The organism is Dactylosporangium sp. NBC_01737, from assembly GCF_035963215.1.
In the GTDB taxonomy this organism is placed as follows: domain Bacteria; phylum Actinomycetota; class Actinomycetes; order Mycobacteriales; family Micromonosporaceae; genus Dactylosporangium.
Genome location: NZ_CP109153.1, coordinates 13,824,926 through 13,844,948, shown reverse-complemented (window position 1 = coordinate 13,844,948; position 20,023 = coordinate 13,824,926). Strand labels below are relative to the sequence as shown.

Sequence of the window (20,023 nt, the reverse complement as noted above, 5' to 3'; positions counted from 1 at the left end):
GGCCGGCATTGGGCGCCGGGCGGGCAGTGGGCAGCGGTTGGGCGCTGGGCAGCGCTATGGCTGGTTGCATTGGTGGCGGCGGGCAAGGCGCCGGGCGGCGCATGTCCCGGTCGGGGTTGCATCGCCACCCATCGACCACGGCGGCCACCGGGGCGACTCCGGTCGACCAGCCCATGATCAAAGGTTCCGCGATAAGGGTCGTGAGCGGGATGCGGGCCTAGGCGAGACTGCGTCTCACGGATGACACTGCACGTCATGGAACAGCACCTGTACGAAGCCGAGCACGAAGCCTTCCGGGAACTGTGCAAGGCGTTCCTGGCCCGCGAGGCGGTGCCGTACAACGACGAGTGGGACAAGGCGGGCATCGTCGACCGGGAGGTCTGGCGCAAGGCGGGCGCGGCCGGGCTGCTCGGCATGGACGTCGACGAGGAGCACGGCGGTGGCGGGCAGAAGGACTTCCGCTTCAACGCGGTCCTCGTGGAGGAGATCGTCGCCGCGGGTGCGTCGGGGCTCGGGTTCGGGCTGCACAACGACGTCGTCGCGCCGTACCTGACCGATCTGGCCACCGAGGAGCAGCGCAAGCGGTGGCTGCCGGGGTTCTGCTCCGGTGACATCGTGACCGCCATCGCGATGAGCGAGCCGGGTGCCGGCAGCGACCTCGCCGGGGTGCGGACCTCCGCGGTGCGTGACGGTGACGAGTGGGTGCTCAACGGGCAGAAGACGTTCATCACCAACGGTGAGCTGGCCGACCTGGTGATCGTCGTGGCGAAGACGGACGCGTCGCTGGGCGCACACGGCATCAGCCTGTTCGTGGTCGAGAGCGGCACGCCGGGCTTCACGCGGGGACGCCGGCTGGAGAAGGTGGGCCTCAAGGCCAACGACACCGCCGAGCTGTTCTTCGACGACTGCCGCATCCCCGCCGATCACCTGCTCGGCCAGGAGAACGCCGGCTTCTACCACCTGATGGCGAACCTCCCGCGGGAGCGGCTCGGCATCGCGGTGGCCGCCGTCGCGTCCGCCGAGCACGTCCTGGCGATCACGCTGGAGTACGCCAAGACGCGGCAGGCGTTCGGCAAGCCGATCGGGTCGTTCCAGCACAACCGGTTCGTGCTCGCCGAGCTCGACACCGAGGTGACGATCGCCCGGACGTTCCTGAACCAGTGCATCGTCGAGCAGAACGCGGGGCGGCTGTCCGTCGCCGACGCGGCCAAGGCGAAGTGGTGGACCACGGAACTGCAGAACAAGGTGGCGGACCGCTGCGTCCAGCTGCACGGCGGGTACGGCTTCATGATGGAGTACCCGGTCGCCAAGGCCTGGCTGAACAGCCGGGTACAGACCATCTACGGCGGCACGACCGAGATCATGAAGGAGATCATCGGCCGCAGCCTGGGCGTCTAGGCGGCGGAGTAGACCCCAGCGAGCTCGGCGAAGATCAGCGCGGTGGACGTGGCGCCCGGGTCCTGGTGACCGGCGCTGCGTTCGCCGAGGTAGGACGCGCGGCCCTTGCGGGCCTGCAGCGGTGTGGTCGCGGTGGCTCCTTCGGCGGCTGCCGCGGACGCCGCGGCGGCGGCCGCCGCGAACCCGGACGGTGCCGCGGCGGCGTAGGCGTCCACGGCCGGCGTGAGAGCGTCGACCATGGTCTTGTCGCCCGGCGCCGCTTTGCCGAGCCGCACGATCGCGTCCAGCCCGGCCCGCAACCCGTCCGCGAAGGCGGCCGCGTCGACCTCGGCGGGCAGGGCCTTGCCGAGGGCGCGGAACAGGCTGCCGTACAGCGGCCCCGACGCGCCGCCGACCTTCGACACCAGGGTCGTGCCGGTCCTGGTCAGGACGGCACCCGCGGTGTCGGCCTCGAATCCGGCCAGGGCGGCGACCGCGGCGTCGAACCCGCGGCGCAGGTTGACGCCGTGGTCACCGTCGCCGATGGCGGCGTCGAGGTCGGTCAGCTCGGCGGCGTGCGCCGTGACCGAGGCGGCGACGGCGGAGACCCACGCGCGGGCCAGGGCGGCGTCCACGTCAGACGCCCCATCGCAGGCCGGCGGTACGGACCGGCGCGTCCCACAGCCGCAGCAGCTCCTCGTCGACCCGGCACACGGTGAGCGAGATCCCGGCCATGTCGAGACTGGTGACGTAGTTGCCGACCAGGCTGCGGGCGATCTGCACCCCGGCGTCGGCCAGCAGGCGGCTGATGTCGTTGAACATGATGTACAGCTCCAGCAGCGGCGTACCCCCGAGACCGTTGACGAGCACGATCACCTGGCTTCCCGGCTCGATGGGCTTGGCGGCCAGGACGGGCTCCACAATGCGCGCGGCGAGGTCGCGGGCGGGTCGCAGCTTCTCGCGGGCGCGGCCGGGCTCGCCGTGGATGCCGACGCCGACCTCGATCTCGTCCTCGGGCAGGTCGAAACCGGGCTTGCCCGCGGCCGGGGTCGTGCCCGCGGTGAGGGCGATCGCGAACGACGCGGAGCGCGCGTTGACGTCCCTGGCGACGGCGGCGACCGCGGCGAGCGGGGCACCCTCCTCGGCGAGCGCGCCGGCGATCTTCTCGACCAGCAGGGTCGCGCCGGTGCCGCGGCGGCCGGCGGTCCACGTGGAGCCGTCGACCGCGACGTCGTCGTCGACGAGGACGCTCTCCACCTGCGACTCGGTGTCCTCGGCGGCGAGCTCGAAGTTCATGACGTCGCCCGTGTAGTTCTTCACGATGTGCACGACCCCCGCGCCGCCGTCCACGGCCCTGGTAGCGGCCAGGATCTGGTCGGGGACGGGTGAGGTGAAGATCTCGCCGGGACAGGCCGCGTCGAGCATGCCGAGCCCGACGAACCCGCCGTGCAGCGGCTCGTGCCCGGAGCCGCCGCCGGAGACGATGCCCACCTTGCCGGGGCGCGGCGCGTCGGCCCGCACGATGATCTGCTCGTCGAGGTCGACCCGCAGGTCGGGATGCGCGGCGGCCATCCCGGCGAGGGCTTCCCGGACCACGTCGTCCGGATCGTTCATGAACTTCTTCATGCCTGCCATTTTGCGGGTACCGGTCGTGCATAGCATTGCCCGCGTGGCACACATGGTGGGAATCGTGCTCGTTTCGCACAGCGAACGGCTCGCGCACGGGTTGCGGGACATGCTCGTCCAGGTGGCGGGGGAGGAGGTGCCGATCGAGGCGGCGGGCGGCACCGACGACGGGGGGCTCGGCACCAGCTACGACCGGATCCTGGTCGCGATCGACCGGGCCGACCGGGGTGGCGGGGTGCTGGTCCTGACCGACCTGGGCAGCGCCGTCCTCACCGCGCAGACCGTGCTGGAGGACCGGGTCGCCAACACGGCTGTTTTGGTCGACGCCCCGTTCGTCGAGGGTGCGGTGGCCGCGGCGGTGCTGGCTGGCGCCGGTGCCGACGTCACCGAGTGCACCCGCGCGGCGACGGAGGCCCGCGATGTCCGCAAGCTCTGAGGCGACCGTCGTGCTGCCCGCCGACCTGCACGCCAGGCCGGCGGGGGCGCTGGTCCGGGCGGCGGCGGGCTTCGTCAGTACCGTCGAAATCCGCTTCGAAGGCAAGCAGGTGAGTGCACGCAGCGTGCTCGGGGTGATGGGTCTCAACGCCCGCGCGGGTTCCTCGGTGCAGGTGCACGCCAGTGGCGCCGACGCCGAAGCCGCGGTATCGGCGGTCGTGTCTCTCCTGTCGGCTTACGAGTAAGGAGTGGTGCGCTTCGCGGTGCGTACGCGAGGATGGCACCGTGATCGACACACTTCCCGTTGCCACGCTCCAGCGGCGCACCCTCGGGCTGCTCGTATCCACGCAGATTGTCGGCGGGCTCGGCGTGGCGAGCGGGGTGTCGATCGGCGCACTGCTCGCCTCGGAGATGGCAGGGCCGACCGCCGCCGGGCTGTCCGGCAGTGCCGCGGTCATCGGGGCGGCCCTGATCGCGATCCCGGCCACCAGACTCATGCGGACCGGTGGGCGGCGGCCGGGGCTGGTGTTCGCGTATGCCGCCGGGGTGACCGGATCGTTGCTGGTCGTCACCGCGGTGCAGCTGCAGTGGGTGCCGCTGCTGTTCGTGGGGACGTTCCTGTTCGGCGGAGCGAGTGCGGCCAATCTGCAGTCGCGGTACGCGGCGGTGGACCTCGCCGACAGCGACCACCGTGCGCGGCATCTGTCGCTGGTGGTGTGGGCGACGACACTGGGCGCCGTCGTGGGTCCGAACCTGGCGCCGTTCGCCGATCGGGTGACCATGCCGTGGGGTGCGCCGGAGTACGCGGGGCCGTACCTGTTCAGTGCCCTGGCGTTCGGGTTGGCGGCGGTGGTGCTGTTCGGGCTGCTGCGGCCGGATCCGCTGCTGACGGCGCGACTGCTGGTGGTTTCCGATTTATCGGAAAAATCACCATCGTGGAAGTCGGCCTTCTCGGCGATCCGGACCAGCGTCGGCGCACGGCTGGGCGTCTCCACCGTTGCCGTCGGGCACGTGGTGATGGTCGGCGTGATGTCGATGACGCCCGTGCACATCGGTGGTTACGTGCACGAGCACGGTGACCTGCTGCGCGTCGTCGGGCTGGTGATCAGCATCCACATCACCGGCATGTACGCGTTGTCGCCGGTCGTCGGCTGGGCCACCGACCGTTTCGGCCGCCGGCCGGTCATCCTGACGGGTGTCGTGCTGCTGGCCCTCGCGTGCGCGCTGAGTGGCACCGCAGGCGACGGCACGGTCCAGCTCTCGGTCGCGATGGGTCTGCTCGGCGTGGGCTGGAGCTGCACGATGGTGGCGGGCTCCACGCTGCTGTCGGAGTCCGTGCCGGTCGTGCAGCGCTCCGGTGTCCAGGGGCTGTCCGACGTCATTATGGGCGTTTCGGCGGCCACGGCGGGCGCGCTCGCCGGGGTCGTGGTCGATCTGTTCGGGTTCGCCACGTTGTCGGTACTGGCGGGCGTCGCCGTGGTGCCGCTGGCTGCTCTGGCACTGCGGAGGTCTTAGTCTTGGCCGCGTGCGACTGACGGATTTCTGGCAGCGGCTGGAGCAGGTGTTCGGCGTGGCGTACGCGGGGAGCGTCGCCAACGACCAGGTCCTGACCGAACTGGGTGGACGGACCATCAGGGAAGCTCTCGCAGGTGGCGAGGATGCCGCCGTGGTGTGGCGCGCTGTGGTTGCCGCGTATCCGGAGCGTGTTCCTAGCAGGCTGCGGTGATGTTTTTTGGCGTGTCGCCTCGTTGATCGTACAGATGTACGGGTAGCCTCCTCAGGGGTCGGCGCCGGTTTTTGTCATACCCGGCGCTTACCTTGTCAGCGTGAATAAACGAACGCCGACGAAGACCGCGAACTCAGGGGTGACGGACATGGCAGTGCAACCTGACCGGGAGAAGGCGCTCGGGCTCGCCCTCTCGCAGATCGACAAACAGTTCGGCAAGGGCTCGGTCATGCGCCTCGGTGAGCGGGTCATCGCTCCGATGGCGGTGATCCCGACCGGCTCCATCGCACTCGACGTGGCCCTCGGGATCGGTGGCCTGCCCCGCGGACGTGTCATCGAGGTCTTCGGACCTGAGTCCAGCGGTAAGACGACCGTCGCGCTCCACGCGATCGCCAATGCCCAGGCACAGGGCGGCATCGCGGCGTTCATCGACGCGGAGCACGCACTGGACCCCGACTATGCCAAGAATCTCGGCGTCGACACCGACGCGCTGCTGGTGTCCCAGCCGGACACCGGTGAGCAGGCCCTCGAGATCGTCGACATGCTGGTGCGCTCCGGCGCCCTCGACATCATCGTCATCGACTCGGTCGCAGCCCTCGTGCCGCGCGCCGAGATCGAGGGCGAGATGGGCGACAGCCACGTCGGCCTCCAGGCCCGCCTCATGAGCCAGGCGCTGCGGAAGATCACCGGTGCGCTCAACAACTCCGGCACCACCGCGATCTTCATCAACCAGCTCCGCGAGAAGATCGGTGTCATGTTCGGCAGCCCCGAGACCACGACCGGTGGCCGCGCGCTGAAGTTCTACTCGTCGGTCCGCCTCGACGTGCGCCGCATCGAGAGCCTCAAGGACGGCACCGACGTGGTGGGCAACCGCACCCGCGTCAAGGTCGTGAAGAACAAGGTGGCCTCGCCGTTCAAGCAGGCCGAGTTCGACATCATGTATGGCAAGGGCATCTCCCGCGAGGGCTCCCTCATCGACGTGGGCGTCGAGCAGACGATCATCCGCAAGGCCGGCGCCTGGTATACCTACGACGGCGACCAGCTCGGCCAGGGCAAGGAGAACTCCCGTAAGTTCCTGCGGGAGAACCCCGACGTGGCCGCCGAGATCGAGAAGAAGATCAAAGAGAAGCTCGGTGTCGGCGTCGGACAGGCCACGGACGCGGCCGGCGGCCCCGAGGTGGTCCCGGTCGACTTCTGACCGGCAGCTCGGCCTTTCTTCCATGCGCGACTCACGGCGTTCGGTGCCGGTCCGCGGGAGGACCTCCGTCTGGGGGTCCGACCCGCGGCCCGGCCCGCCTGTCCGTCGGTCCGCTGTTGACGCGGGTTTGCCGCTCGTTGCTGGCTTGCCGCTCGTTGCGGCTTGATGCTGGCGCGGGCGGTTCATGGTTTCGGAGGTGTTCTCGTGCCGGGCAGGCGGCGATCCAGCGATCCCAGCGAGCAGCCGGCTGAGGGCGTCGGGCACGAGCCTGACGCTCTGACATCCGCAGCTGCCGAGTCCGGCGCTCTTGGGCCTGGTGCCGTCGGGTCTGGCGCTGCGGGGTCTGCTGCGGGGGCTGGAGCTGCGGTTCCGGGTGCTGTGGCGGGGTCTGTTGCGTCGGGGGCTGCTGCTGCGGCGAGGGGTTCCTGGCCGTTCGCCGACATGGGCGACGACAATCCGTGGCTGGCCGCCGAGTCCCAGCCGGGCGGGGCCACGGCGGCGCGCCCGCGGCGGACGTCTCCCGGCGACGTGCCGCCGGGCTGGCCATCCGATCCTGAGCACAGCGACGTCGCGTCCACCAGACTGCCCGCGGTGACGAGCAGCGCACCGCCTGCTTGGCTGTCCACCCCTGACGTCGGCACCAGGGCCGGCGGCCCTTCCGGCGGCGCCCGGGCCGGCGGCGCTTCCAGCGGCCCTTCCGGCGGTGCCCGGGTCGGTGGCGCTTCCAGCGGCTCTCCCGGCGGTGTGCGGGCCGGCAAGCTTCCCAAGGACACTCAGGCCGGCGCGCCTCCTGGTGGCACCCGGGCGGGCCGATCTCGCGGCAGCACGCGAGCCGATGGACCGCTCGGCGGCGATGGCCTCTTCACCGTTGGCGATCCGAGACCGGATCACGACGACGAGGGTGGCCGGCCTGTCCACGACGGCAGCCGCAGATCGGGTCGTGGCAGTGGCCGGTCGGGTCGCGATGGGTATGGCACCGGCCGAGGCGGTTCCAGCCGTTCGACGGGACGGGATCAGCCAGGCGACACCGGGCAGCCTGATGGCACCGAGCAACCGGGCGGCTCTGAGCAACCGGGCGGCTCTGAGCAGCCGGGCGGCTCTGAGCAGCCGGGCGGCGCTGGGCGGCGGGGTGGCGCTGGGCGGCGGGGTGGTCAGCAGGCCGCGTCGCTCGACCCGAGGGAAGCAGCACGGGAGATCTGTCTGCGGCAGCTCGCCGTGCGGCCGAGGACCAGGCTCGAGCTCGCCACCGCCATGCGGAAGCGTGGGGTCGAGGACGAGATCGCCGACGAGATCCTCGATCGGTATGACGAGGTCGGCATCATCGACGACGCCGCGTTCGCCCGTGCCTGGGTCACCAGTCGCCACCACGGCAAGGGCCTGGCCCGGCGGGCGCTGGCGGGGGAGCTGCGCCGCAAGGGCGTCTCGTCCGACGAGGTCGGCGAGGCCCTTGACGAGCTCGACCCCGACGTCGAGGAGCAGACCGCCCGAGCCTTGGTCGCCAGGCGCCTCCGCGTCGAGTCCAACGCACCCCCGGAGGCGGTGTTCCGGCGGCTCGTGGGGATGCTGGCAAGGAAGGGGTATCCGCCAGGCCTGGCCATCCGCCTCGTGAAGGAGGGACTGGCCGAACGCGCGGACGCCGCCGAGTTCGCCGACGGCATCGACCCGGACGCCCTCGCCGACGCCGCCCTCGACCCCGACCAGCGCTGACCTGCCCGACGTCGGCCTGCCCGACGTTGACCTGCCCGACGTTGACCTGCCGTCGGCGCTGGCAGCGCAACGTTTGACGTTCGACCGGTCTACGGGCGGGCGTTCCGCGCAGACCTGCCCGCCCTCGCCCTCGCGGCAGGGTCACCCGCCAAGTCGCCGTCGATCGTGATGGCACCCCGGTGGTGGAAATCGCCGATCGTGCCGGGAGGCGTGTCCGCTTCACGCCGTGCGTACGGTTGTCGTGCGGAGTCCGGCACACCGGCCGCCACCCGCGGCGTCATCGTCCGCGGTGCGCCATCCGACGGTGACGGCGCAACAGCGAACAGCCACCAGGATGTCGGCCAGGTAGCTCAGCGTGTTGCACTGCGACCTTCCAGCGTGGCTGGAGTGCGACAGGCGTCGATGCGGTGGTTGGTGAGCGCACGGTCTGTGGTGGAATGATTGCAGCTGCACGTCGGTCGGGGTTCAGCGCGGAGCGTCGGGATCGCTACAGTGGGCGACAATTTGCGGCGGAGTGCGACCGACATGCCGGAAAGTTCTGGTCAAATGTCACTGGTAGGGTGTTTCGCCAGGCAAGGGTCTTGACGGACTTACGTCCCTTATGGTGCCCGATCATGAGTCCTTGACCGAAGCGCCCTTCACGACCTAGCCTCGGCGTTACCAGATGGAGACCGCCCAACCACCGCGGGTTTACCGCACAACATAGATCGCGTCACAGATCAGCAACGTTTACGCATGACACATAAGCGCCGCGCCTTGCGGGAGGTGGCGGTGTCGACCCGTTGTCGGGGCACCCTGTGCCTCGATATTGATACATCTTGATGGCAGTGTGTGGTCGGGCGTCTCCTCCACAACATCCCGCGTTGCGCGACTCTGCGCAGCGCCGAGCGGAGCGAGGTGACGTCGTGACGGAGTGCGCCCCTGTCATCCTCTGCGAACGACCCGCAAGCGAGCAGCAAGCCGCAAGCGAGCAGCGCCAGCAGCCCGCCGGCCAGGTGACCGCGTGACCGGCCTGCAGGTTGTGCTCGTCGTCGTGGTCGTCGTCATCGGCCTCGGCGTCCTCGCCGCGCTGCTGCTCTCGCTGAAGGTCATGCGCCGCCTGCACACCGCCGCCACGGCGCCCGCTCTGCCCGTTGCCGAAGATCCCGCGTTCCTGGCCGAGAAGGACCGGCAGGAGCACTCCCTCGCCTCGCTGCGCACCGCGGCCGAGGACGCCACCGCCGCCGTCGACGAGGCGCGTGCCGTTGCGGCCGCTGCGCGTACCGAGGCGGCAGCGGCCAAGGCGGAGGCCAGTTCCGCCAGGTCGGAGGCGCGGCGCATTCTCGACGCGGCCAGGGCCGAGGCCGACTCGTTGCTGGAGCGGGCGCACCGGCAGGCGGAGACCGACGCCGAGCAGGCCCGGGCCGCCGCCCGCCGCGCCGGTGAGCGCGAGGTCAGCCAGTTGACCACGGTGGCGAAGGAGCAGTCGCAGGACGCGGAGCGGCGCCAGCGCCGGCTCGACGAGCGGGAGCGGCTGTTCGCCGAGGAAGCCGAGCGGCTGGCCGAGCGCGACCGGCGCATCACCAGCACCGAGGCCGACCTGCTCGAGCGGGAGGCGGCCCTCACCCGCCGTGAGGCCGAGATCGCCGCGGGCGAGGAGCGGCACCGCGAGGAGCTGGAGCGGGTCGCGGGGCTCACCACCGACGCCGCCAGGGTCGAGGTCATCGAGACGATCGAGATGCAGGCGAAGCGCGAGGCCGCGCTGCTCGTGCGCGACATCGAGAACGACGCCCGCAACACCGCCGACCAGCGGGCCCGGCACATCGTCGTGGACGCCATCCAGCGGGTCGCCAGCGAGCAGACCGCGGAGAGCGTCGTCAGCGTCCTGCACCTGCCCAGCGACGAGATGAAGGGCCGGATCATCGGCCGTGAGGGCCGCAACATCCGCGCGTTCGAGTCGACGACCGGGGTCAACCTGATCATCGACGACACGCCCGAGGCGGTCCTGCTGTCCTGCTTCGACCCGGTGCGGCGGGAGATCGGCCGCCTCACGCTGGAGAAGCTCGTGCTCGACGGCCGGATCCACCCGCACCGCATCGAGGAGGTGTTCGAGCAGGCCAAGCACGAAGTCGAGCGTCTCTGCCTGCGCGCCGCCGAGGACGCTCTGGTCGAGGTCGGCATCACGGACCTGCACCCGGAGCTGATGACGTTGCTCGGGCGGCTGCGGTACCGGACGTCGTACGGCCAGAACGTCCTCAAGCACCTCGTCGAGACCGCCCACATCGCCGGCATCATGGCCAGCGAGCTGCGCCTGGACCCGAAGCCGATCAAGCGCAGCGCGTTCCTGCACGACATCGGCAAGGCGCTCACCCATGAGGTCGAGGGCAGCCACGCGCTGATCGGCGCCGACGTGGCCCGCAAGTATGGCGAGCACGAGGACATCGTGCACGCCATCGAAGCGCATCACAACGAGGTCCTGCCGCAGACCATCGAGGCCGTGCTCACCCAGGCCTCCGACGCCTGCTCCGGTGGCCGCCCCGGGGCGCGCCGCGAGAGCCTTGAGGCCTACGTCAAGCGCCTCGAGCGCATCGAGGAGATCGCCGCCGGCAAGTCGGGCGTCGAGAAGGTCTTCGCGATGCAGGCAGGCCGCGAGATCCGGGTCATGGTCCGCCCCGACGACGTCGACGACATCGGCGCCGCCGTGCTCGCCCGCGACGTGGCGAAGCAGATCGAGGAGGAGCTGACCTACCCCGGCCAGATCCGCGTCACCGTCGTCCGCGAGTCGAGGGTGACCGAGATCGCCCGCTGAGCGCAGGACCGGCTACGGGGCGATCACCGACTCCGCGGATGTGTACGGGCTGGCGATCTTGTAGGACCAGATCAGCGGGTCCGCCACCGCCAGCTCACCGGTCGCGGTGAATTTGTACGACCGCGCGACGCCCTTGCCGTCGTACTTGTTGACGAAGGCGAGCATGTCCGCCCGAGTCGCCTTGCCGGCCGTGAAACCCTCCAGCAGGATGGCCGCCCCGTCGTACGCCTCGGGGCCGTAGTAGCCGGCCGTCGCCTTGTACGCCGCCTGGTACCGCGACGCGTAGTCGCCGCTCGCGCGGTCGCTCGGGATGCAGGGGCAGGTGACGATGATGTCGTCGGCGGCCTTGGCGAGCGTGTCGACGAAGAGCTGGGTGAACAGCCGGTCGCTGACGACGATCGCGATGCCCGGTTTCGCCGCCCGCAGCGCCTTGATGAACGCCGTGCCGTCGTCGGACTCGCCGGCGTAGTACACCGCGTCCGGGCTCGCGTTCGTCACCTGGCCGACGGGGCCGGCGAAGTCCTTGTCCGCCCGGCGGATCGCGACGCTCGCGGTGACGGCGCCGCCGAGGGTGCTCGAGACCGCCTGCCGGGCCACGCCGCCGAAGTCGGTGTCGTCGTAGACCACGACGACCTTCGAGGCGCGCAGCTTGTTCTTGATGTACCGGGCGCCGGCCGCGGCCTGGTCCTTGTCGTTGGCGATGAGGCGGTGGAACGTGGACCAGCCCTTCGCGGCGAGGTCGACGTCCGGCGCGAACGGCGTGAAGAACGGGATGCCGGCCTTCTCCAGGATGGGTGCGGCGGCGAGGATCTCGACGCGGTACGCGGGCCCGACGACGCCCATCACCTCGCTGTCGGCGACCAGGTTCTCCGCGGCGGCCTTGCTGCCCTCCTCGGTGCCCTTGGTGTCGAACTCCGCGAACCCGACGTTGCAGCCGGGATGCTTCGTGTTGTAGTCGTCGACGGCCAGCTTGGCGGCGTTGCGCATGCCGTTGGTGTCCTTGGAGCCGTTGCCGGCGAGGATGCCGAGGAAGGCGACCTTGTGCCCGCAGGCCGCGGACACCGCCGGCCCCGCCTGGTTGGACGGGCCGCTGCTGCCGCCGCCACCCGGCTCGCCGCCGTCGCCGCGGTTCACGGCCCAGACGATGCCGGCGACGAGGAGGATCAGGACGAGGACCCCGCCACCGACCGCGGTGACCAGCGTCCCGGTCCGGCGCCGGTTGGCCGGCGGGTACGCCTGGCCACCCGATGACCATCCCTGGGCGGGAGGTCCGGAGGCGGGCGGCCCCGACGCGGGCGGTCCGAGGCGGGCGGCCCCGACGCGGGCGGTCCGGAGGCGGGTGGCCCGGAGGCGGGCGCCATCCAGTTCTGCGCCGGCGGCCCGGACGCGGGGGGTGCGCTGACCTGCGGCCGGTGCCCGGGCACCTGCGGCTGGAACCGCTGCGGGAACCCCTGCTGGGCGGGCTGCTGCACCTGCTGTGGGAAACCCTGCTGGACCGGCTGGGTGGGCTGAGCCGGGATCGGCGGCACGACCGGCGGCCGCTGCTGCACCTGCGGCTGGACCGGCGGCTGCTGCCCGGGCGGCCGCTGCCCCTGCGGCGGCACCCCGGGCCGCTGGGCAGGCTGCTGATGCTGCGCCGGTTGCTGGTGCGGCGCAGGCTGTTGGTGCGGCGCCGGTTGCTGGTGCGGCGCCGGCTGCTGATACTGGCCGGGCTGCGCCGGGCCAGGCTGCTGCGGCATCTGGTGCTGCGGCGGCTGGTACCCCGGCGGCTGCTGGCTCGGCACCACCGGCATCGAGGCGGTCTGCAGCAATGGCGGCAGCCCCGGGTTCATCGACGGCATGCTGAAGCCCGGTGACACCGGTGTGGCCGACACCGGCTGCGCCGACACGTCCCCGCTCGGCTCGTGCGAACCCCCCGACGGCCCGCCGGACGAGGGCCCCCCGGAGGACGGCCCACCCGACGAGGGCCCGCCGGAGGACGGCCCGCCGGACGTGGGTACCGGACCGAACGGACCAGAAGCACCGGACGTCGGCGACCCCGCGAGGCCACCCGACGGCGCCCCGCCGACGTGCGCGCGCCCGGTCGGCGGTGCGAGGTGCAGCGCGCCCTCCGCGACGACCAGCTCGGGCTGCTCGATCGCGGTGGGTGCCAGCCCGAACGCCCGGTGCAGCAGCGTCGCGGCGAGCGGGATGCGTGACGACCCGCCGACCAGGAACACCGCGGCGAGGGGCGGCCCCGAGACCCCCGCGGAGGTCACCGCGATCTGGGTGGCGGTGACGGTCCGGTCCAGGATCGGCTTGGCCAGCTGCTCCAGCTGTTCCCGCCCGATCGGCACGCTCTCGTCGAACAGCGGCACGTGCACGTAGGTGGTGGCGGCCCGGCTGAGCATCTCCTTGGCGAGCCGGGCGTCCTCCCACAGCTGCCACGCGGCGCGCCGGTCGGTCTCGCTCTCCGGGTTGGTCAGGCGGCGCCACTGGTCGCCCTCGCGGCCGGTGAAGGCGCGGCCCAGGTATGCCACGACGGCCGCGTCGACGTCCAGGCCGCCCGCGTCGGGGAGCCCTTCGCTGGCGAGGACGTCGAAGCCGCCGCCGGCGTTGCGGCGCACCACGCTCGCGTCGAAGGTGCCGGCGCCAAAGTCGTACACGACGGCGATGCCACCGACGGGGACGTGGGTGCCGATGGTGCCGACGAAGTAGGACGCCGCGGCGACCGGCTCCGAGGACAGGAACGGCGCGGGGAACCCGGCGGCCGTGGCGGCCTGCGCGAGGGTCTGGCGGCGCTGCGGCGGCCACGTCGCCGGGTGGGTGAGGTTGACCTCGTTCGGGTGGGAGCCCGCGACCCGGTAGGACTCGGCGGCGACCCGGCGCAGCACGGTGGCGACGAGATCGATGACCGGCACGTCCTGCTCGCCGAGCCAGACGGTGCCTTCTTCGACGCGGCGCTTCGGGTACGGCTCGAACCGGTGCGGCTGCAACCGTGCCGAGTGCACGGCGTCACGCCCGGTGAGGATGGTGCCGTCGGCGTTGACATAGACGGCGGAGGGCAGCAGCGGCGAACCGTCGAACAGCAGCGGTTTCGTGCGGCCGTCCGGCCAGCGGAGCACGGCGACGGTGTTCGAGGTGCCGAAGTCGATGCCCAAACGAAAGCCGGTGTCCGCCACCCGCGCAGCGTACGTACTCTGCGCAACCTTGCCAATCATCGTTCGGTCAGCTCACAGCGTCGCTTCCGCCGCGCTCCAGCGGCACTGTGAGCCCGCGCCCCCGCTGCGCTGCGGACCATTTACACGGCCTGTCCGACGTCGGTCAGCTTGACGGGCTTCGCTGTCGTCTTCACCTGCTTGGGGCCGCCCATGAGGCGCCGCTGCAGCCAGAACGCGAACCACGACAGCAGGCCGCAGGTGCCGATGTAGACGACGGCGACGACGAGGTAGCTGGGCACGTAGGGGAAGCCGAACGGCAGCCGGCCGCCGATCTGCTTGCCGTAGTACAGCAGCTCCGGCAGCTGGATGATGAACCCGAGCGCGGTGTCCTTGAGCAGCACGACCAGCTGGCTGACGATCGCCGGGAGCATCGCCCGGACCGCCTGCGGCAGCAGGATCGAGATCATGACCTGCGACTTGCGCATGCCGAGCGCGTACGCCGCCTCCGACTGCCCGCGGGCCACGGAGATGATGCCGGCCCGGAAGATCTCGGACAGCACGGCGCCGTTGTACAGGGTGAGACCCACCACCAGTGGCCAGAACGGGCCGACCTTGTAGCCGAGCTGGATCGGGCCGTAGTACGCGAAGAAGATCAGGATCAGCAGCGGGATCGCACGGAACAGCTCGACGAACCCCGTCGTCGGGGCCCGGAACACGGCGTGGTCGCTCAGCCGCCCGGTGGCCAGCAGCGCGCCGAGGGCGATGGCGAGGACGGCGGCGGTACCGGCGGCGCTCAGCGTGGTGAGGTAACCGTCCAGCAGGTCCCGCTGGATCTGCGCGTATTGGAACTGCTGCCAGCGGATCGGCTCGAACTGGCCGGTGTCGTAGAAGCGCCAGCCGATGTAGGCGAGCAGCGCCACGATCCCCACCGCGCTGAGGATGCCGATGATGCGGTAGCGCAGCCGGGCCTTCGGACCGGGCAGGTCGTAGAGGACATTGGTCATCGCGCGACCTTCCAGCGTCGTTCGAGCATCCGTTGGACGGTGACGAGCGGGACGACGAGGATCAGGAACCCGATGGTGATCCACAGCAGGGTGTAGATCTGGTTCTCGCCGCGCTCGGACAGGTAGAACGTGATGGCGCCCGCCTCGGCGACGGAGAAGCCGGCGGCGACCGTGGTGTTCTTCAGCATGGCGTTGAGCACGCTCACCAGCGGCGGCACCACGGTGCGGAACGCCTGTGGCAGCACCACGGTGGTCAGTACCTGGACGAACGTCATGCCCAAGGCGCGCGCGGCCTCGGCCTGCCCGACGGGCACCGTGTTGATGCCGGAGCGCAGCGCCTCGCACACGAACGCGCTGGTGTACGCCGTCAGCGCGACACAGGCGCCGGTGGTGAAGTCGAACGTGACGCCGAGCTTCGGCAGCGCGAACACCTGCAGCGCGAAGACCAGCGTGAGCGGGGTGTTGCGCAGCAGCAGCACGTAGGAGCTGCCGAACCCGCGCAGCGCGGGGACGGGGGACACCCGCATCGCGGCCAGCAGCGTGCCGATCACCAGCGAGCCGACGGCGGCGATCAGGAAGAGCTTGATCGTCTCCCAGAAATGGGAGCCGATGACGTCCCAGTTGTCCGTAAGGACGTGTACGAACTCGTTCACGCCATCACCTCCGCTTCAGCCCGGCACATGCGAGCGGGGCGCCGCCGGCAAGGCGGCGCCCCGTCAACGACAGGATCAGTACTTCTCGAGGGCCGGCGGGCTGCCCGCCGAGCCGGACTTGCCGAGGGTGCCGTCGTAGACCTTCTGCCAGGTGCCGTCCTTGAAGGCTGCTTCGAGGGCGGCGTTGACGAAGTCGCGGAGGGCCTTGTCGTCGTGGCCGAGGCCGATGCCGTACTTCTCGGGGTAGGCCTTGCCGGTGGTGGGGTCGAGGAACGGCTTGCCGACGACCTTCAGCAGTGACGGGCTCTGCGCGGCGAAGCCCTTGAGGATGGCGTCGTCGGTGGTGACGGCGTCGACCTTCTTGTCCAGCAGCTGCGACACGCATTCGGAGTAGGTCTTGAACTCCACGATCTTGTCGGTCAGCTTCTGGTCCCGGACCCGCTGGATCGGGGTGGAGCCGGTCGCGGAGCAGACGGTCTTGCCCTTGAGGCTGTCGGAGCCGGTGATGGAGGTGTCGTCCTTGCGGACCAGCAGGTCCTGCGCGGCGATGAAGTACGGGCCGGCGAAGGACACGTCGGCCTTGCGCTTGTCGGTGATGGAGTAGGTGCCGACGTAGTAGTCGACCTCGCCGCCCTTGATCGCGGTCTCGCGGTTGGCGGAGGCGATCTCCTTGTACTCGATCTTCGACGGGTCGACGCCGAGCTTGGACGCGATCAGCTGGGCGATCTCGATGTCGAAGCCGCACCGCTTGCCGGCGGCGTCCTTGTAGCCGAGGTTGGGCTGGTCGAACTTGACGCCGATGACGACCTTCCCGGCCGCCTTGATCTTGTCGAACGTCGGGCTGCCCGTGATCGCCACACCGGTCGCCGGTGTGAACGTGGTGCCCGAGGAGGTGCAGGCGTCGCTGGTCGGCGCGCCGGAGCTGGCCCCGCCGTCAGTCGTCGGTGCGGGCGTGCCATCCTTGCCGCAGGCGGCCAGGCCCAGCGCAAGCGTGACGGCGGCGGCTGCCGCGGCGATCCGCGAGATACGCATGATGGTCGCTATCCCCTTTCAGTGGGTGAGAATCTTCGACAGGAAGTCCTTGGCCCGGTCGGTGCGCGGGCTCGCGAAGAACGTCTTCGGATCCGCCTCCTCGACCAGCTGGCCGTCCGCCATGAACACGACCCGGTTCGCGGCGTGTCGCGCGAAGCCCATCTCGTGCGTGACGACGACCATCGTCATACCCTCGCCGGCCAGCCCGGTCATCACCTCGAGCACCTCGCCGACCATCTCGGGGTCCAGCGCGCTCGTCGGCTCGTCGAACAGCATCGCCTTCGGCTGCATCGCGAGGGCCCGGGCGATCGCGGCCCGCTGCTGCTGACCGCCGGACAGCTGCGCCGGGTACTTCTCCGCCTGCGCGACGATGCCGACCCGATCGAGGAGGCCCATGGCGCGCTCCCGCACCACGGCCGTCTTCTCCTTGCGCACCTTGACCGGTCCGAGCATCACGTTCTCGAGGATGGTCTTGTGCGCGAACAGGTTGAACGACTGGAACACCATGCCGACCTCGCTGCGCAGGCGGGCGAGCGGGCGGCCCTCCTCGGGCAGGCGGACACCGTCGAAGACGATCTCGCCGTTGTTGATCGGCTCCAGCCGGTTGATCGCCCGGCACAACGTCGACTTGCCGGAGCCCGACGGGCCGATCACGACCACGACCTCGCCCCGGGCGATCGACAGGTTCACGTCCTTGAGCACATGGAGCTCACCGAACCACTTGTTGACGCCGCTGAGCACGATCAAAGGCTCGTCCGTCATCATCCGCCCCATCGCTGTGCACTCTGGCTCCGTCGGTGGGCTCGACGTTAGCGGTGGCGATGCCCACGAACAGCTGCATAGCGGTCACGGACGGATAACGGCCGGGGCTTGTCACAATGATGACCATGCGCATCCTGGTGACCAACGACGACGGCATCGACAGCCCCGGCCTGCACGCGCTCGCCGCGATGGCGGTCCGCCAAGGCCACGACGTGGTGGTCGCGGCACCCGCCCGCGAGGCCAGCGGCGCCGGGACCTCCCTCACCGGCGTCGAGTCCGACGGGCGCATCGCCACCGAGACCCGTCCGCCGCTGTTCCCGGGCGTACCGACGTTCGCCGTGTCCGCGTCGCCGGCGTTCATCGCGCTGATGGCGACCCGGGGTGCCTACGGCCCGGTGCCCGACGTGGTGCTGTCCGGCATCAACCGCGGCCCCAACACCGGCGCGGCCGTCCTGCACTCCGGCACCGTCGGCGCCGCGTTCACCGCCGTCGCCAACGGCTGCCGCGCGATGGCGGTCTCCCTCGACGTGCCGTTCCGCGCCACCGCGTCCGCGGACGGCGCGCAGGAGCACTGGGACACCGCCGCCGAGGTCGCCGGCGACCTGTTGCCGCTGCTCACCGGCGACTTCGTGCTCAACGTCAACGTGCCCAACCTGCACGCCGGCGACCTGCGCGGCATCCGCCGTGCGACCCTCGCGCAGTTCGGCGCCGTGCAGATGGTCCTGCTGGAGCAGGGCCACGGGTACGTGCGGATGTCCCTCGAGCAGAGCGACCACGGCGCGGAGCCCGGCAGCGACGACGCGTGGCTGCTGGACGGCTACGTCGCCGTCACCCCCGTCCGCCCGTCCCGCGAGGCGGCCGACGTCGCGCTGCCCGGGCTGGTGGATACGGCGGGCGAACACGTCGGGGGCTAAACTTTGCGCTGCTATGACTGAGACCCCCCGCAGCTTCAAGGTCATCACCTACGGCTGCCAGATGAACGCGCACGACTCCGAGCGCATCTCCGGCCTCCTCGAGGACGCCGGCTACGTCCCGGTGCCCGCCGACGCCGAGCCGGACGTGGTCGTGTTCAACACCTGCGCCGTGCGGGAGAACGCCGACAACCGCCTCTACGGCAACCTCGGCCACCTGCGCCCGACGAAGCTCGCCCAGCCGGGCATGCAGATCGCCGTCGGCGGCTGCCTCGCCCAGAAGGACCGCGGCGACATCGTCAAGAAGGCCCCCTGGGTCGACGTCGTCTTCGGCACCCACAACATCGGCTCCCTGCCGGTCCTGCTGGAGCGCGCCCGCCACAACGCCGCCGCCGAGGTTGAGATCCTCGAGTCGCTCGAGGTGTTCCCCTCCACGCTGCCCACCCGCCGCGAGTCGACCTACGCCGGCTGGGTCTCCATCTCCGTCGGCTGCAACAACACCTGCACGTTCTGCATCGTCCCGGCCCTGCGCGGCAAGGAGAAGGACCGCCGCCCCGGCGACATCCTCGCCGAGGTCCGCGCCCTCGCTCTTGAGGGAGTCCTGGAGGTCACCCTCCTCGGCCAGAACGTCAACTCCTACGGCGTCGAGTTCGGCGACCGCCTCGCCTTCGGCAAGCTCCTGCGCGCCTGCGGCGACGTGGAGGGCCTCGAGCGGGTCCGCTTCACCAGCCCCCACCCGAAGGACTTCACCGACGACGTCATCGCCGCGATGGCCGAGACCCCCAACGTCTGCCACTCCCTGCACATGCCCCTGCAGTCCGGCTCCGACGACGTGCTGCGCGCGATGCGCCGCTCCTACCGCGCCGAGCGCTACCTGGGCATCATCGAGAACGTCCGCGCCGCCATGCCCGACGCCGCCATCACCACCGACATCATCGTCGGCTTCCCCGGCGAGACGGATGCCGACTTCGAGCGCACCCTCGACGTGGTCCGCGAGGCCCGCTACTCCAGCGCCTTCACCTTCCAGTATTCCAAGCGCCCCGGTACCCCCGCGGCCACCATGGACCTGCAGATCCCGAAGGCGGTCGTCCAGGAGCGGTATGACCGGCTGATCGCCACCCTTGAGCAGATCAGCTGGGACGAGAACAAGAAGCTCGTCGGCACGCCGGTCGAGGTCCTGGTCGCCGTCGGCGAGGGCCGCAAGGACGGCGCCACAGGCCGCATGTCGGGCCGCGCCCGCGACGGCCGCCTCGTGCACTTCGCCGCCGACCCGTCGGTCACCGCATCCAACGGCGACATCGCCCTGCGCCCCGGCGACATCGTGCACACCACGGTGACGTACGCCGCCCCCCACCACCTCAACGCCGACGGCCCTCTGCTGTCCCACCGCCGCACCCGCGCCGGCGACGCCTGGGAGGCCGGCCGGGTCACCCGCACCCCGGGCGTCTCGCTCGGCATGCCCACCATCGGCACCCCACCCCCGGCCCCCGCCCCCGTCCGCTCCTGCTGACCCACCCGCACTTCCGCACGACCTTGCGCACCTTCTGGCTGCACAAGCTCCCCCGGATCATGCAACCACCGCAGACGCGCGGCCCTCGACCCACGGCAATACCGCTCGTGATCCAAGGACCCGAGTGGCCGCCTGGACGACCGGATCCATCCTT

At 70.8% G+C, this 20,023-nt stretch carries 18 protein-coding genes; 10 read left to right on the top strand and 8 right to left on the bottom strand.

Going from position 1 to position 20,023, the window contains the following annotated elements; translation table 11 throughout:
• Positions 1–255: 255 nt before the first annotated feature.
• On the top strand, positions 256–1,398 hold the full coding sequence (locus OHA72_RS64025; protein WP_327005722.1) for an acyl-CoA dehydrogenase family protein: 1,143 nt from the start codon (positions 256–258) through the stop codon (positions 1,396–1,398).
• Here the strand turns inward: OHA72_RS64025 and dhaL are convergent.
• A complete protein-coding gene (dhaL, locus tag OHA72_RS64020) occupies positions 1,395–2,012 on the bottom strand; it encodes a dihydroxyacetone kinase subunit DhaL (RefSeq protein WP_327005721.1) in 618 nt (205 codons plus the stop codon). The genes OHA72_RS64025 and dhaL overlap by 4 nt on opposite strands.
• 1 nt (position 2,013) lies before the next feature.
• A complete protein-coding gene (gene dhaK / locus OHA72_RS64015; protein ID WP_327005720.1) occupies positions 2,014–3,003 on the bottom strand; it encodes a dihydroxyacetone kinase subunit DhaK in 990 nt (329 codons plus the stop codon).
• Between the two features lie 64 nt (positions 3,004–3,067).
• Between dhaK and dhaM the strand changes: the two genes are divergently transcribed.
• The 7 genes from dhaM to rny all read left to right on the top strand — a co-directional run bounded on the left by dhaM (position 3,068) and on the right by rny (position 10,857).
• The gene (gene dhaM, locus OHA72_RS64010) at positions 3,068–3,439 is read left to right on the top strand and encodes a dihydroxyacetone kinase phosphoryl donor subunit DhaM (protein ID WP_327005719.1); all 372 of its coding nucleotides are present in this window, start codon (positions 3,068–3,070) and stop codon (positions 3,437–3,439) included.
• Between the two features lie 10 nt (positions 3,440–3,449).
• Positions 3,450–3,683 (top strand): HPr family phosphocarrier protein, encoded by a 234-nt coding sequence (locus OHA72_RS64005; protein WP_327005718.1) that lies wholly within the window; start codon positions 3,450–3,452, stop codon positions 3,681–3,683.
• Between the two features lie 40 nt (positions 3,684–3,723).
• Positions 3,724–4,953, top strand: a complete 1,230-nt coding sequence (locus tag OHA72_RS64000) for an MFS transporter (RefSeq protein WP_327005717.1) — start codon at positions 3,724–3,726, stop codon at positions 4,951–4,953.
• 10 nt (positions 4,954–4,963) lie between these two features.
• Complete coding sequence (locus OHA72_RS63995) at positions 4,964–5,164, top strand: DUF3046 domain-containing protein (protein ID WP_327005716.1); 201 nt, start codon at positions 4,964–4,966, stop codon at positions 5,162–5,164.
• Positions 5,165–5,312: 148 nt separating this feature from the next.
• Positions 5,313–6,362 (top strand): recombinase RecA, encoded by a 1,050-nt coding sequence (gene recA, locus OHA72_RS63990; RefSeq protein WP_327005715.1) that lies wholly within the window; start codon positions 5,313–5,315, stop codon positions 6,360–6,362.
• A gap of 1,194 nt (positions 6,363–7,556) precedes the next feature.
• Positions 7,557–8,069, top strand: a complete 513-nt coding sequence (locus tag OHA72_RS63985) for a regulatory protein RecX (protein ID WP_442788807.1) — start codon at positions 7,557–7,559, stop codon at positions 8,067–8,069.
• A 1,003-nt stretch (positions 8,070–9,072) separates the two neighbouring features.
• Positions 9,073–10,857 (top strand): ribonuclease Y, encoded by a 1,785-nt coding sequence (gene rny / locus OHA72_RS63980; protein WP_327005714.1) that lies wholly within the window; start codon positions 9,073–9,075, stop codon positions 10,855–10,857.
• 12 nt (positions 10,858–10,869) lie between these two features.
• Here the strand turns inward: rny and OHA72_RS63975 are convergent, their stop codons facing one another.
• The 6 genes from OHA72_RS63975 to OHA72_RS63950 form a co-directional block, all read right to left on the bottom strand.
• Complete coding sequence (locus OHA72_RS63975; protein WP_327005713.1) at positions 10,870–11,991, bottom strand: branched-chain amino acid ABC transporter substrate-binding protein; 1,122 nt, start codon at positions 11,989–11,991, stop codon at positions 10,870–10,872.
• A 29-nt stretch (positions 11,992–12,020) separates the two neighbouring features.
• A complete protein-coding gene (locus OHA72_RS63970; protein WP_327005712.1) occupies positions 12,021–14,018 on the bottom strand; it encodes an Hsp70 family protein in 1,998 nt (665 codons plus the stop codon).
• A 119-nt stretch (positions 14,019–14,137) separates the two neighbouring features.
• On the bottom strand, positions 14,138–15,001 hold the full coding sequence (locus tag OHA72_RS63965; RefSeq protein ID WP_327005711.1) for an amino acid ABC transporter permease: 864 nt from the start codon (positions 14,999–15,001) through the stop codon (positions 14,138–14,140).
• Positions 14,998–15,654, bottom strand: a complete 657-nt coding sequence (locus tag OHA72_RS63960) for an amino acid ABC transporter permease (RefSeq protein ID WP_327005710.1) — start codon at positions 15,652–15,654, stop codon at positions 14,998–15,000. Before OHA72_RS63960 ends, OHA72_RS63965 begins: the two co-directional genes overlap by 4 nt.
• Before the next feature lie 75 nt (positions 15,655–15,729).
• Positions 15,730–16,686, bottom strand: a complete 957-nt coding sequence (locus OHA72_RS63955) for a glutamate ABC transporter substrate-binding protein (RefSeq protein ID WP_327005709.1) — start codon at positions 16,684–16,686, stop codon at positions 15,730–15,732.
• An 18-nt stretch (positions 16,687–16,704) separates the two neighbouring features.
• On the bottom strand, positions 16,705–17,451 hold the full coding sequence (locus OHA72_RS63950; RefSeq protein WP_442788475.1) for an amino acid ABC transporter ATP-binding protein: 747 nt from the start codon (positions 17,449–17,451) through the stop codon (positions 16,705–16,707).
• A 122-nt stretch (positions 17,452–17,573) separates the two neighbouring features.
• On the opposite strand from OHA72_RS63950, the gene surE reads away from it, so the two are divergent.
• Positions 17,574–18,362 (top strand): 5'/3'-nucleotidase SurE, encoded by a 789-nt coding sequence (surE, locus tag OHA72_RS63945; RefSeq protein ID WP_327005707.1) that lies wholly within the window; start codon positions 17,574–17,576, stop codon positions 18,360–18,362.
• Positions 18,363–18,375: 13 nt separating this feature from the next.
• Positions 18,376–19,869: a tRNA (N6-isopentenyl adenosine(37)-C2)-methylthiotransferase MiaB gene (gene miaB / locus OHA72_RS63940; RefSeq protein WP_327005706.1), complete on the top strand. Its 1,494-nt coding sequence runs from the start codon at positions 18,376–18,378 to the stop codon at positions 19,867–19,869.
• Positions 19,870–20,023: the final 154 nt, after the last annotated feature.

Coding starts and splice junctions, on each gene's coding strand:
- surE (WP_327005707.1), top strand. CDS start 17,574: ATGCGCATCCTGGTGACCAACGACGACGGCATCGACAGCCCCGGCCTG.
- dhaK (WP_327005720.1), bottom strand. CDS start 3,003: ATGAAGAAGTTCATGAACGATCCGGACGACGTGGTCCGGGAAGCCCTC.
- miaB (WP_327005706.1), top strand. CDS start 18,376: ATGACTGAGACCCCCCGCAGCTTCAAGGTCATCACCTACGGCTGCCAG.
- recA (WP_327005715.1), top strand. CDS start 5,313: ATGGCAGTGCAACCTGACCGGGAGAAGGCGCTCGGGCTCGCCCTCTCG.
- OHA72_RS64025 (WP_327005722.1), top strand. CDS start 256: ATGGAACAGCACCTGTACGAAGCCGAGCACGAAGCCTTCCGGGAACTG.
- OHA72_RS63955 (WP_327005709.1), bottom strand. CDS start 16,686: ATGCGTATCTCGCGGATCGCCGCGGCAGCCGCCGCCGTCACGCTTGCG.
- OHA72_RS63950 (WP_442788475.1), bottom strand. CDS start 17,451: ATGATGACGGACGAGCCTTTGATCGTGCTCAGCGGCGTCAACAAGTGG.
- OHA72_RS63965 (WP_327005711.1), bottom strand. CDS start 15,001: ATGACCAATGTCCTCTACGACCTGCCCGGTCCGAAGGCCCGGCTGCGC.